The sequence below is a fragment of the Embleya sp. NPDC025285 genome (assembly GCF_055558835.1).
Window position 1 is genome coordinate 90,951 of the sequence record NZ_JBVHLU010000016.1, and the last position, 13,653, is coordinate 104,603.

The 13,653-nt window shown below is 72.8% G+C and carries 10 protein-coding genes; 7 read left to right on the forward strand and 3 right to left on the reverse strand.

Translation table 11 applies throughout. From position 1 onward, the window contains the following. Positions 1-97: 97 nt before the first annotated feature. Positions 98-1,531, reverse strand: a complete 1,434-nt coding sequence (locus ACZ4FV_RS13420; RefSeq protein WP_402233702.1) for a PucR family transcriptional regulator — start codon at positions 1,529-1,531, stop codon at positions 98-100. 88 nt (positions 1,532-1,619) lie between these two features. On the opposite strand from ACZ4FV_RS13420, the gene ACZ4FV_RS13425 reads away from it, so the two are divergent. From ACZ4FV_RS13425 to ACZ4FV_RS13450, 6 genes are all read left to right on the forward strand, one after another. After that, on the forward strand, positions 1,620-2,657 hold the full coding sequence (locus ACZ4FV_RS13425; protein WP_395860583.1) for a DUF917 domain-containing protein: 1,038 nt from the start codon (positions 1,620-1,622) through the stop codon (positions 2,655-2,657). Further along, complete coding sequence (locus ACZ4FV_RS13430; RefSeq protein ID WP_395860581.1) at positions 2,654-4,006, forward strand: hydantoinase/oxoprolinase N-terminal domain-containing protein; 1,353 nt, start codon at positions 2,654-2,656, stop codon at positions 4,004-4,006. The genes ACZ4FV_RS13425 and ACZ4FV_RS13430 overlap by 4 nt, the downstream gene beginning before the upstream one ends. A gap of 201 nt (positions 4,007-4,207) precedes the next feature. Next, the gene (locus tag ACZ4FV_RS13435; RefSeq protein WP_402233698.1) at positions 4,208-5,653 is read left to right on the forward strand and encodes a purine-cytosine permease family protein; all 1,446 of its coding nucleotides are present in this window, start codon (positions 4,208-4,210) and stop codon (positions 5,651-5,653) included. A gap of 40 nt (positions 5,654-5,693) precedes the next feature. After that, positions 5,694-7,622, forward strand: coding sequence for a hydantoinase/oxoprolinase N-terminal domain-containing protein (locus ACZ4FV_RS13440; protein ID WP_465322658.1), 1,929 nt, complete (start codon positions 5,694-5,696; stop codon positions 7,620-7,622). Next, positions 7,615-8,673, forward strand: a complete 1,059-nt coding sequence (locus ACZ4FV_RS13445) for a DUF917 domain-containing protein (protein ID WP_395860575.1) — start codon at positions 7,615-7,617, stop codon at positions 8,671-8,673. Before ACZ4FV_RS13440 ends, ACZ4FV_RS13445 begins: the two co-directional genes overlap by 8 nt. 229 nt (positions 8,674-8,902) lie before the next feature. After that, positions 8,903-10,255 (forward strand): hypothetical protein, encoded by a 1,353-nt coding sequence (locus ACZ4FV_RS13450; protein ID WP_465322659.1) that lies wholly within the window; start codon positions 8,903-8,905, stop codon positions 10,253-10,255. Positions 10,256-10,390: 135 nt separating this feature from the next. On the opposite strand, the gene ACZ4FV_RS13455 is transcribed toward ACZ4FV_RS13450, so the two are convergent. Together ACZ4FV_RS13455 and ACZ4FV_RS13460 are read right to left on the reverse strand one after the other, a co-directional pair. Continuing rightward, entirely contained in the window at positions 10,391-11,029 is a 639-nt protein-coding gene (locus ACZ4FV_RS13455; protein WP_465322660.1) for an isochorismatase family protein, read from the reverse strand. A 161-nt stretch (positions 11,030-11,190) separates the two neighbouring features. Next, on the reverse strand, positions 11,191-12,183 hold the full coding sequence (locus tag ACZ4FV_RS13460; RefSeq protein WP_465322661.1) for a GlxA family transcriptional regulator: 993 nt from the start codon (positions 12,181-12,183) through the stop codon (positions 11,191-11,193). 438 nt (positions 12,184-12,621) lie between these two features. Here ACZ4FV_RS13460 and ACZ4FV_RS13465 point away from each other — a divergent pair, with 438 nt between their 5' ends. Then, positions 12,622-13,467 (forward strand): SAM-dependent methyltransferase, encoded by an 846-nt coding sequence (locus ACZ4FV_RS13465; protein ID WP_395860567.1) that lies wholly within the window; start codon positions 12,622-12,624, stop codon positions 13,465-13,467. Positions 13,468-13,653: the final 186 nt, after the last annotated feature.

Genomic DNA, 13,653 nt, shown 5'->3' on the forward strand with positions numbered 1-13,653 from the left:
CCGGACACCGGGTTGCCGGGGACGCCATCCGGCACGGCGCGCGACGCACCGGGTGGGTCGGCGGGGTGTGGTCGCCTCGTCCGTCGGGTGTTCGTACTCACATCAGGTGGGCGCGGCAGGCCAGTTGTACCGCGAGGCGTTGTTGGGGATCCTCCAGGTCCGCGCCGATCAGTTCGCCCACCTTGCGGACGCGTTTGGTGACCGCGTTGCGGTGCAGGTGCAGTTCGTCGGCGGCCCGGGCGGGCGAGCCCTGATGGTCGAGGTAGGCCTGTAGCGTACGCAGCAGCGGCGCGGCGCGCTGTGGGCCCAACGCCAGCACTGGGGCCAGGAGTTCGTGCACCGCCTCGCGGGCCGCCTCGGAGGAGTACCAGTCCAGCAACATCCGGTCCAGACCCGCCGCGTCGTGCGCGGCGATCGGGCCGGACCCGCCGCCGCCCGAGCGCAACAGGGCGGTACGGGCCTCGCGGGCGGACCTGCGCAGGCCCAGCACGCCGCGATGGGCCGCGCCCACCCCGCAGCGCAGGTCCGCGCCCGGGTTGCGCTCGCGCAGCACCACCAGGAGCCGGCCGGCGTCGGCGAGCGTCGCGCGCATGCCGTCGCGGCCCGGGTCGGTGGGCTGTGATCGAGTCAGCACCAGCGCCTCGTCGACGCGCGCGGCGTTCCAGGTGACCGGGCCCAGCGAACGCAACAGGCGCAGCGCGAGCGGCCCGGCGGCCTCCAGGAGGCGGTATCGGTCGGTGCCGGCCAGGGCGATCGGCTCCACCCGCAGGGCCAGGTGCCAACTGTCGACCGGCAGCCCCAGGGCCCGGCCGCGGCTGCCCAGGCGCAGTGCCTGGGCCTCGGGCACGGCCAGCAACTCGGCCAGGAGCTGGCCGCGCGAGCGCACCGGGACATCGTCGGCCGGGCCGGCCGCCGCCGCCAGCGCGCCCAGGGCGAGCACCGCACGCACGGCGCGGCCCGCCGCATCGGGTCGGTCCGGTGCGCTGAGCCAGACGTCGCCGTCGGGCCCGAGCGCCGACGCGCCGAACTCGCCCGGCTCCGGCGCACGCAGACCCACCGGCACCCCCAGAACCCGGGACGCGGCTCGGGCCACCCGCTCCGGGTCGCCCGCCACGGACGGCAACTCCCGGGCCGCCGCGTCCACCCGGGCCAGGGCGTCGGCCGCACCACCGCGGACCACTCGATCCACCGCCAGCACCAGCGCGGCCAGGTCGCCGTCGGTGTGCAGGATCGCGACCCGGCCCCGGTCGGCCAGCGCGCGGGCGGTGGCCGGGACGGGCGAGTCGGGCGTGATGGCGGTCAGCACCAGGCCCGCCGCGCCGGCCGCCGCGAGATCGCGCACCGCCACGTCGAGCCGATAGCCGCTGAGCGGTGTGGTCAGCACGACCAGGCAACCGGCGGGCGCGTGCGCCAGGCGATCCGCGCGCGTCTCCAGCCGCACGTCGGTCAGCGGGACGGCGTCGGTCGGTCCGGCCACGACGACGATCCCGTCGGTGTCGGGGCCGGAAAGCAGGTCGGCGAGTGTGGTCACGGCGCCCAGTGTGCCGGCAGCACATGTTTCGCTCGATCGGGTGCGTGTGGCACACATCCGACATGCCGTCCGTTCGTACCTTTGACCCATGGAACTCGACGCCGGACTGCTTCCGGACTTCGCGCGCGGCTGCGCCGTCCTGGGTTCGGGCGGCGGCGGGGCCACGTCGGTCACCCTCGCGGGCGCCCGGCAGGCGATCGTCGAGCACGGCCCGGTCCGGATCCTGCACCCGCGGGACCTGCCCGAGGACGCCAGGGTGATGACGGTCGGCACCGTCGGCTCGTCCCCGGTGATGGCCGAGCGGGTCGGCGGCGTCGCCGAGGCACGGCGGATGTTGGACCGGGTCGAGAAGGTCCGGGGCGGACCGCCGGCCGCGCTCATGTCGAGCGAGATCGGCGGCTCCAACGGCTGCGTAGCGGTCGCCTGGGCCGCACGCCTGGGCTTGCCGCTGCTGGACGCGGACAGCATGGGCCGGGCCTTTCCCCGGATGGACCAGAACGTGCTCGAACTCGCCGGGATCCGGGCCACACCCGCCGTGCTCGCCGACGAACGGGGCCGCACCGTGGTCGTCGACCACGCCGACGGCCCCTGGCTGGAGCGGGTGGTCCGGGCCGCGCTGGACGCGTTCGGCGGTCAGGCCGCCTGCTCGGACTACCCCCTGACGGCCGGTCAAGCCGCCCGGCACGCCGTGCCGGGCTCGATCCGCCGGGCGCTGGCCGTGGGCGCGGACCTGGCCTCCGGCGTACCCGGCGACCCCGCGCCGCCGACCCGCCGAGTGGTCACCGGCAAGATCGCCGCGATCGAGCGGGTCTCGCACGCGGCCACCGGAATCCTGGTCGAGGGCCTGGGCCGGGACCAGGGCCGGCTGCTGCGGGTCGAGGCGCAGTCGGAATATCTGGCCGTCCTGGAGAACGGCCGGCCGGTCGTGGTGACGCCGGACATCATCGCGCTGGTGGAGACCAGGACGGGCGAGGCCCTGCAGGTCGAGGTGCTGCGCTACGGGCTTCGCGTGTCGATCCTCGCGTTGGACTGCGCCCCCGCCTGGCTGACCGAGGCCGGCCTGCGCCTCGGCGGCCCGGCGGCCTTCGGGCTGGACCTGCCCGATCCCGAGGGGAGCGTGCGATGAGCGCCCTTGGCACGATCGGTGTGGACGTGGGCCCGACCCACACCGACGGGGCACTGCCGGCCGGCGACGCCCCGGCGATCACGGTCAAGGTGCCCTCGGCGGAGCATGCGGTGGACAGCGTCCGGATCGCCGTGGCCGCGCTCCTGCGGGACGCCCCGCGCCCGACGAGGGTGACCCACGTGGCCATCGCGCTGCGCAGCGCCGCGCACGCGGTCACCCGCCGCGAGGGGCTGACCCGGGTCGGCGTCCTGCGCATCGGCGGGCCCGTCTCGGACGCGGTGCCGCCGCTGGCCGACTGGCCCGCCGACCTGCGCGCGGCCGTGCACGCGGGCAGCGCGATGGTCGAGGGCGGCGCCGGCCTGACCCGCGCCGACACCACCTTGCTCGACCGGGACGCGGTGGCCCGGTTCGCGGCCGGCCTCGCGGGCCGCGCCGACGCGTTCGCGGTCTCCGGGGTGTTCTCGCCGATCGACGACACCCAGGAACACGAGGCCGCCGAGATCATCCGCCGTGAGGCGGGCCCCGACGTGTTCGTCGGCCTGTCCGCGGGATTGGGCGGGTTGGGCCTGATCGAGCGCGAGAACAGCACGGTCCTGGACGCCGCGCTGTCACGGCACACCGCGGCCCTCGCCGACGCGTTGACCTCCTCGCTCGGCGCCCTGGGTCTGGCGTCCGCGCCGATCCTGGTCACCCGCGGCGACGGCACCCTGACCGCGCTGGACTACCTGCGGCTGCACCCGAGCCTGGCGTTGGGCAGCGGACCGGCCGGCACGCTGCGCGGCGCCGGGCTGCTGACCGGGCTGACCGATGCGGTGGTCGCCGACGTCGGGGCGCGGCGGATCAGAGTGGGCCTGCTGGTCGGCGGCTTCCCGCAGGAGAGCAGGCCCGGGGAGGTCATCGGCGGCGTTCCGGTGAGCTTCCCGATGCCCGACCTGATCCGGGTCCCGGCCGAAGACCGCGACGCGTTCGAGGAGGCGGTGGACCGGATGCAGCCCGGCGCGGCCCGACTGCCGCTGATCGTGGTCGGCGGCGGCTCGGCCGCGCCCGCCGCGGCGACGGCCCCGGCCGCGCACGTCGTACGGCCCGAACACGGCCCGGTGGCCGGGGCGTTCGGGGCCGCACTCAGCCCGGTCGGCGGCGCCTACGAGCAACTGGTGCGAGCCGGGGAGGCGGCCGAGGCGGACGCGGTGGAAGACGTCCGCGAAGGCGCGCGCCGCAGTGCCGTGCGGGCGGGCGCCGATCCGCGCCGGGTCGTCGTACTCCCGGTCGAACGGGTCCCCGTGCCCTACCTTCCCGGTCCCGCGTTCAGCCTGCGGGCCCGAGCGGTGGGACCTCCCGCGCCGCTGTGAGCGGCCCGCTCAACATACGCGCGGAGCACCACCCGTCCCGGTGAGCCGCGGCACGACACCACGCACACCCGCCCAGCCCAGGGCGGGTCTTCCAACCCCCGCCGAGCTCCACGACGCCCGGCACCGCACCTCGCCGCCCGGCGACACGTCCCCTTCCGGTCCCAGGAATTCGTGCCGGTCCCCAGGAATCCGAGGAAACGCATGACCACAGACAGCAGAACGACCGACGCGGGCACACCCTCGCCCAAGGCCGTCGACGCGGGTGCGCCCGACGCGTCGGGCCCGGACGAGGACTACCCGCTCGAGCGTGTGCCGCAGTCCGCGCGCTACTCGTGGTTCAACGTCGCGATCCAGCGCTTCGGCCAACTCTCCGACCTGACCCAGTTCCTGCTCGGCGCGACGCTGGGCGCCGGGCTGAGCTTCTGGGGCGCGTTCTGGGCCTTCACGCTCGGCTCGGTGATCCTGGAGGTGGTGTGCATCTTCGTCGGCATCGCCGGGATGCGCGAGGGCCTGACCACCTCGGTGCTGGCCCGCTGGACCGGGTTCGGCCGATACGGGTCGATCCTGATCGGCCTGGTGATCGCGGTCAGCCTGTTCGGCTGGTTCGGCGTGCAGACCGCGGTGTTCGCCGCAGGGCTGCACTCGCTGGTCCCGGGCGTGCCGTTGTGGGGCTGGTGCCTGATCACCGGTCTGGGTGTCACGATCCTGGTGCTGCGCGGGTTCCGCGCGATGGGCTGGACGGCCTTCGTCACCGTGCCGGCGTTCCTGGGCCTGGCGGGCTGGGCGATGACCGTGGAGATCTCCCGGCACAGCATGGGCGATCTGGTCGCCTCCCCGCCGTTCGGCGAGCACATATCGATCGCGACCGGCGCGACGATCGTGGCCGGCTCGTACATCATCGGTGCGGTCACCACACCGGACATGACCCGGTTCAACCGCTCCACCGCAGACGTCGTCAAGCAGACCCTGGTCGGCATCTCGCTGGGCGAGTACGTGCTGGGCCTCGCCGGTGTGCTGCTGGCGTACGCGGTCAAGTCTTCCGACGTGATCGCCATCATCACCGCCTCCTCCGGCGTCGCGGGCGTGCTGATCCTGGTGTCGGCCACCGTGAAGATCAACAACTGGAACCTGTACTCCGCCGCCCTGGGCCTGATCAGCGCCGTCGAGTCGACGATCGGGATACGCCTGAACCGCACCGTCGTGACGATCGCCATCGGCGTCCTCGGCAGCCTCGCGGCCGCCGCCGGCATCCTGGACCGGTTCACCGACTTCCTGACCGTGCTCGGCGTGGTGACCCCGCCGATCGCCGGAATCATGGTCGCCGAGTACTTCGTCACCAAGCGCTGGCGTGCGCAACTGGACGCCTCCCGCGCGATCGGCCGACTCCCGGAGACCGAACCCTCGTGGGTGCCCGCCACGATCGTCTTGTGGACCGCCGCCTCGGTGTTCGGTTGGTTGTGCGAGCACTACCAGTGGGCGGGAGTGCCGGCGCTGAACTCGCTGCTGGCCGCCGGGCTCGGATACATCGTGGCCGGTCGGCTGAACCTGGTGCAGCCGCACCGCGAACTGCCGGTCGAGCAACCGGCCCACCCGGCCGCGGCCCGCGAGATCGCGGCCGCCGGCGAAGCCGCCGCAACTCCGGCCTGAACACCCCCACACCGCCCGTTTCGGCAAGAGGAACCACCACATGCGCATCGGAATCGACGTCGGGGGCACCAACACCGACGCCGCCCTGCTGAGCGACGACAACCATGTCGTCGCCGGCACCAAGTCACCCACCACCGCCGACGTCACGTCGGGGGTGGCCGCGGCCGTCGCCGCACTGCTGGCCGCGCCCGGCGCCGACGGGCGGCCCACCGATCCGGCCGCGGTGGACGCGGTGATGATCGGCACCACGCATTTCCTGAACGCGCTGATCGAGGGCGAACGGCTGGCGCGGGTCGCGGCCGTCCGGCTCGGCCTGCCCGCCACCGAGGCGCTGCCGCCGATGGTCGACTGGCCCGAACGGCTGCGCGAGGTGGTCGGCGGCGGCACGTACCTGTGCCACGGCGGGCGCGAGTTCGACGGTCGGATGATCTCGCCGCTGGATCCCGACGAGTTGCGCCGGGTCGCGGCGGACATCCGCGCCCGGGGGCTGACCACGATCGCGATCAGCTCGGTGTTCTCGCCGGCGGCGGCCGAGGACGAGGTCCGGGCGGCGGAGATCCTCACCGGCGAACTCGGCGACGTACACGTGTCCCTCTCGCACGAGATCGGCCGAGTCGGCCTGTTGGCGCGCGAGAACGCGACGATCGTCAACGCCTCGCTGCGGGATCTGGCCGAACACATCGTGGACGCGTTCGGCGCGGCGCTGGTCGGGGCCGGGATCGGCGCGCCCTTCTTCATATCGCAAAACGACGGCACGCTGATGGACGTCGCACACGCGCGGCGCTATCCGGTCGCCACCTTCGCCTCCGGGCCGACCAACTCGATGCGCGGCGCGGCGTTCCTGTCCGGACTCACCGACTGTGCGGTCGTGGACGTGGGTGGGACCACGGCCGACGTGGGCATCCTGGTCGGCGGCTTCCCGCGGGAGGCGGCGGGCGAATCCGAGGCGGCCGGGGTGCGGACCAACTTCCGCATCCCGGACGTGCTTTCGCTCGGCATCGGCGGTGGCTCGCTGGTCGCCGCCGACGGCGAGGTCGGGCCGCGCAGCGTGGGCTACCGGTTGACCGACGAGGCCCTGGTGTTCGGCGGCGACACGTTGACCGCCACCGACCTGGCCGTGGCCGCCGGTGCCGCCGACATCGGCGACGCGAGCGCGGTGGCCGGTGTGGAGCGCGCGTTCGCCGAGCGCGCGCTCGCCCGGATCGCCGAACGGCTGGCCGAGACGGTGGACCGCATGCGCACCTCCGCCGCGCCGCTGCCCGTGGTCGCGGTCGGCGGCGGCAGCGTGCTGGTCCCGGGCGGTCTGCCCGGCTTCCCGGACGTGCGGCGACCGGCCCACTTCGATGTGGCCAACGCGGTCGGCGCGGCCATCGCGCAGGTCGGCGGCGAGGTCGACCGGGTCTTCCGGGTCCCGGAGGGCAAGCGTGACCAGGTGCTGGCGACGGCCCGGGAGGAGGCGGTGCGCCGGGCCGAGGAGTCCGGCGCGCGGCCGGGGACGGTACGCGTCGTCGACGTCGAGGAGGTGCCGTTGGCCTATCTGCCGGGCGGGGCGACGCGCATTCGGGTGAAGGCGGTGGGGGATCTCGACCTTGGGCGGCCGGTCTCGGCGTACCGCGTGTCGGGTGCGGGGGACGGCGGTGCGGTGGGCGATGGCGCGCTGGGCGATGGCGTGTCGAACGTGGGCGCGTCGAACGTGGGCGTGGAGAAGCATGGCACGTCGGACGCCGGTGCCGAGAAGCACGGTGCGTCGCAGGACGGCGCGGAGAAGCATGGCGCGTCGGCTGCCGGCGCGCGGAACGATGGTGCGTCGAACGAGGGCGCCGAGAAGCACGGTGCGTCGAACGAGGGCGCCGAGAAGCACGGTGCGTCGAACGACGGCGCGCAGGACGACGACGCGCAGGACGACGACGCGCAGGACCACGACGCGCAGGACCACGACGCGCAGAACGGAGTTCGTACGCATGCGTGAGATCGGCATCGAGCAGTTGGCGGATATTGCGCGTGGCGCGGGCATTCTTGGTACGGGCGGCGGCGGGGACCCGTACGTGGGCATGCTGTTGGCTCGCGAGGCGGTGCGGCGATACGGCCCGGTGACCGTGCTCGACATCGACGAGGTGCCGGCGGACGCGACCGTCGTGCCGATCTCGTCGATGGGCGCGCCGACGGTGTTGTTGGAGAAACTCCCTTCCGGCCGCGAGGAGATCAACGCGCTGCGCGCGTTGGAGGCGGTGTTGGGCCGTCGGGCCACCCACCTGGTGCCGATCGAGATCGGTGGCGTGAACTCGATGATCCCGTTGGCCGCCGCGGCACACACCGGGCTGCCGATCGTGGACGGCGACGCGATGGGACGGGCCTTCCCGGAGGCGCAGATGGTGTTGCCCGGCCTGATCGGGGTGCCCAATTCACCGATGGCGCTGGCCGACGACAAGGGCAATACGGTCGTCGTCCAGGCGGTGGACAACACCGAGGCCGAGCGGATCGCCCGAGCCGTGTGCGTCGAGCGCGGTTGCCAGATCTCGTGCGCGGACACCGTCCTGCGCGGCGACCAACTGCGCGACGGCCTGGTCCCGGCGACGCTGACCCTGGCCGAGAACCTGGGCCGCGAGGTCCGCCGGGCGCGCGCCGAACACCGGGATCCGGTCGAGGCCGCCCGCGAACTTCTGGGCGGCGTACACCTTTCGGCCGGAAAGGTGGTCGATGTCGAACGCCGCACCGAGGGCGGGTTCGCACGCGGTCGGGCGCGCCTGGAGGGAGCCGGCTCGGTACTGGAACTGGACTTCCAGAACGAACACCTGCTCGCGCGCCGCGACGGCCGGGTGGTCGCCACCACCCCGGACCTGATCTGCGTCCTGGACACCGAGACGGGAGAACCGGTGACCACCGAATCGTTGCGCTACGGACTGCGCGTCACGGTGCTGGCCGCCCCGTGCGACCCGCGCTGGCTGACCCCGGCGGGCCTGGCCCTGACCGGCCCGCGCTATTTCGGGTACGACCTGGACCACCATCCGTTGACCGATTGAGCGCGCGTGAGCCCGACGGGCGGGCCTGCGGGCCGGCCCGCCCGCCGGGCTAGCCGCCGTGGAGCCGGCACGACCGCGTCGACCGCTGCCTGCGCATGCGCGGGGAGCGGGGCAGGTCGCAATCGCTCGATCGTAGGATGCCTGCATGCCTTCTTTGGTCGATTGGCTACGCGCGGGGCCCAGGCCGGTCGGGATCGCGCCCGGGGATCCCCTGTTCGAGGCCGTCGTAGTGGCGGGCGATGTGCGCGAGTCGGCGCGGCTGACGCAGGTGGGCATCAAGGACGCCTCGGGGCGCGATGTGCGCGTCGACTACACGCACTACGACCCGATGACGGCCAAGGAAACCGCGATCGCAGCGATTCACTGGGCCCGGATGTATCCGGACAGCGAGGCGCTCGCCTTCATAGGAATGAGGGAACTGGGCCCGAACGGTGAGGAATTTCCCCCGGCTGTCATATTTGCCACGGAGCAGGGCGGAGGGGATTTCAAGTTCAGTGATTTCTACTATGGGAGTGACTACCGCTTCCGATTCACCGATCTGCACGGGGCGTTGGTTGGGTCATCGGGCTACTTCGGGCCAGAGGGCCGAGCCAACCTGTTGACGGGGGTGGCGCGGGAATTCGAATCCCATATACCGGACATCTCCCGATGGGGCACGATCCCCGCCATCCTCCACGAACTCGGGCACATCCGGGAGATGGATGCCATGAGGCGGGGCCGATACGCGCTCCCGAACATCGGACCGGGCGACCGCGAGCAGTCCGGCAGGCTGCACTGGCAAGCCCCGCTGTTCTCTTCTCTCCGCGGCCCGGTCGGCTTGGACACGCCACAGGGCCGATGGGCGACGGGTGGGAGGGGCCGGGCGATGTCGCCTGCGGTCGCCGGGGCACAAAGCCAGGACGCCCACATCTCGCCGGAGATGTCTTGGGCACTCAATGATCGGTTCCGCAACCACGGGTTTCGATCGTATTCCGCGGGCACCAAGCACGAGGCATATCCGGACGCGCTGATGACGCTCATGATGCAGGGTGAGGCCGCCGGTTGGCAGGTCCGATCCATCGCCCGTGCGCAGCCCGGGTCGAATGTGGACACGCTCCTCGCGGGCGCACCCGGACTGCGTGCCGCCGCCGTCGAACTGCGCGAACGGTCGGATCCGGCAACCGCCGCACCGTTGCGGGAACAGGTGCGGTTGTCGGCGCGGACGGTCGGTGCGGAGGTGGCGCATCGGGCCCGGGGTACCGTCGCGAGACTGGACCGCACATCGCCGGCGGTGGCGCGGAGCGACGCGGAATCGGTGACTGTGGAGCGTGTCGACCGGGCACTTCCTCGCCGGCGTGACACACTCGATCCGGCGCCGGTGCTGCCGCAACTGCCACGCGGGAGACAGCTTTCCTCGGCCACGTCCGACCCGAGTACCGACGCCCGCCTTGCCGTGACGAGGCACGGATTCGGCGCCGCTGCGAACACGAAGGCGCAGGCGACGAGCGCGGCTCCGACGCGCCTTCCCGACACGGGTCACGGTGCGCGTACGACCGGCGTCGGACGTGTCGAAAGCGACCCGTCCGGACGCGGGCTTGCCTGACTCGACCGCGTTGCCCCGGTGTTCGGCCGGGTCTGTCCGGGAGCCGTTCGCCGGCTGGCCCTTGGCGCCGACTCCGACCGGGACGGCCGGGTGTCGGCCCCGACGTGGGGCGGGGCCGACGGGGGGTGGGCCGGATCAGGCGGGGAGGGTGTCGACGGTGGGGACGACGGTGCCGAACAGGTCGGTGATGGTGGTCAGGGCGGCGGTCTGGAGGGCGGCCGCGGGCAGGATCGTGCCGTCCGGGGTGGTGAGCGCACGGGTGGCCGTGGCCTCGGCGACGACGGTGGGGCGGTAGCCGAGGTTGAAGGCGCCCTCGGCGGTGTAGTTCACGCACATGTGGGTCATGAAGCCGGCGATGACCAGGTCCTTGCCGCCGCCCGGCGCGGCGCCCAGGTCGGTCAGGGTCTTCTCCAGCGCGGTGAGGTGGAAGGAGTTGGGGAACTCCTTGACCACGACCGCCTCGCCGTTCGCCGGCGCGACCTCGTCGCTGATGGCGCCGATGTGGGCGCGGATGTCGTACGGAGTGTTCTCGCCGCCGTCGTTGAGGACGTGGACGACCGGGGTGCCGGCGGCGCGGGCGCGCTCCAGCAGGCGGGCGCCGGCGGCGAGGGCCTCCTCGGCACCGTCCAGGGCCATCACACCGGTGCGGTAGGTGTTCTGGAAGTCGACCAGGATGAGGATGGAATCGCTCAGGTTGGGCGGCCGGTTGTCCAGACCGATGACGTCGCGCAGGGTCGTGGAGGGCTGCTGCGTGGAGGGCTGGTTCGTGCTCATCGAGCGACCTTTCATGGGGAATCGGGCATGGCGAAGTTGTCCGCCTTGGCGGCATGCCGGGCGGACGGGGGTGGATGGATGGTTGTTCGAGGGGGGTCCGGTGGTCCGGCCGTCGGGTCGTCCTGTCGTCCCGCGGCCGGGCGCTTCGGGCGCTGGGGCCGTCAGGAGGTCCGGGTGCGGAAGCGTCGGCGGTAGGCGGCGGGGGTGGTGGCGAGTTGCCGTTTGACCGCCCGGTGCAGGGTCTCCGCCGAGCCGAGTCCGGACGCGGCGGCGACCCGGTCGAGCGGGTCGTCCGTGGTCTCCAGCAGGCGTCGGGCCACCTCGATCCGGGCGGCTTCGACGTAAGCGGCGGGGCCGGCGCCGGTCTCCTTCCTGAAGACGCGGGCGAAGTGCCGCTCGCTCAGACACATCCGGTCCGCGAGGACCTGTACGGACAGGTCCTCGTCGAGGTGCTCGGCGATCCACAACCGCAGCTCGTCGATGTCCCGGCGGGCGGAGGCGGGCCGGCTGAGCGGTACGGAGAACTGGCTCTGCCCGCCCTGCCGCTTGAGGTACATCACCAACTGCCGTGCCACCGCCAGCGCGACCTCCTCGCCCAGGTCCTCCGTCACCAGGGCGAGCGCGAGGTCCAGACAGGCGCTGATCCCGGCGCCCGTCCACAATCGGCCGCAGTCGTCGCGTACGAAGATCGGATCCGGATCCACCACGACCGCCGGATGGTCGGCGGCGAGCTGTGCGGCGGTCGACCAGTGTGTGGTCGCCGTCCTCCCGTCCAGCAATCCGGCCGCCGCCAACACATGCGCGCCCACGCACACCGACGCCACCCGCAGGGCATGCGGGGCGGTCTCCTTCACCCAGGCCACGACATCGGGGTCGATCCGGGCCACGGGGCCGTCGGCGGTCACGTCGACCGCACCGGGCACCAGCAGGGTGTCCACGTCCTCACCGACCTCGTCGAAGGCCAGATCGGCCAGCAGCCGCACACCCGCCGACGTCCGCACCGGGCCGGCGGCCGGCCCGGCGAGGCGGACCCGGTAGTGATCGCCGCTCTCGGTCTCCTCGTTGGCCAGCGCGAAGACCTCGGCCGGTCCGGTGACGTCGAGGAGATCGACATCGGGGAAGACCGCGATGACGACACGGTGTGTGAGGGGCATGACCCCATCCTCACGGGGACGACCGATGACCGCAATGACGGGCAACTGTCACATTCGGACGTGCGGACATCGGACCTGCGGACCTGCGGACCTGTCGGTCGCCCGGGCAGCGCGTGGGGTCGGGCCAGGTGTCGTCGATGCGGCCTCCGGTGGCGGGGGCGGGCCGGCGGTTGACGGGCCGGTCGGGTGCGGTTCCGCTGCCGGGCGGGTCGCCGGCACTCTTCCCGAAGTCTTCGCGACGGCCCGTGCGGCTTCCGCACCTCCCCCGTCGAGGCCCAATCCTTAATCGACCCGGTACGTATGTGTGTGCTCCGCGTGCCGAGGGGAGCCCCGCGTCGGGGCTGCGGAGGCGCCGTTAGCATGCACAACAGGGCTTGCCTGGGGGGCAGTTGGGGCCGGTCCCGAGGTCGGCCCGAAGACGGACGAAAGAGGCGAGGAATGTCGGACGCGGAGTGGATGTCCCAGGAACCGCAGGACGACGAGTGGCCGGTGGTCGATTTACGGCTGGACGTCCCGCATTCGGCCCGGGTCTACGACTACCTCATCGGCGGCAAGACCAACTTCGAGGCGGACCGGGTCGCCGCCAAGGCGTCGGTGCAGGCGTGGCCGGCGCTGCCGATCTCGATGCGCACCACCCGTACGTTCATGCAGCGCGCGGTGCGGCGGCTCACCGAGGAGTACGGGGTCCGCCAGTTCCTGGACATCGGCACGGGCATCCCCACGTCGCCGAACGTGCACGAGATCGCGCAGGGCATCGCTCCCGAGGCGCGGGTCGCGTACGTCGACAACGACCCGATCGTGCTGACCCACGCGCGGGCCCTGATGTCGAGCACCGTGCAGGGCAGGACCTGCTACGTCGACGCCGATCTGCGCGACGTCGACTCGATCATCGGCGCCCCGCAACTGCGCGAGGTGCTGGACCTGACGAAGCCGGTGGCCCTGTCCCTGATCGCGATAGTGCACTTCGTCCTCGACGAGGACGACCCGCGAGGACTCGTGCGGCGGCTCATGGACGAACTGGTGCCGGGCAGCTTCCTGGCTCTCACGGTGTTCACCGGCGACACCGACCCGGTGGGCGTCGGCGGCGTCGAACGCGAGTACAACGCGCGGGGCATCCCCCTCCAGGTCCGGGACAAGGCGGAAACCCTCGCCTTCTTCGACGGCTACGACCTCCTCGACCCCGGCGTCACCCTGGTGCACCACTGGCGCCCCGACCCGGACGCCCCACCTGTACGCGACGAGGACATCGCCATGTACGCCGGAGTGGCCGTCAAACGCTCCTGACCGTTGTCGTGCGGGCACGTTGGAGAGTCGACTCCTCCGGCAGGGGCAGGGCCCGGCCGGAGGCGGCAGCCGCCACGCGCCGTCCGTGCCACGAGGGCCGGTGTGCCTCGGGGTGTCGCGGCCGCACGGCCGGCGTAGCGAGGCTCGGGTACCGAACGCGGCGACCACGTGCATCCACCGGTTCGA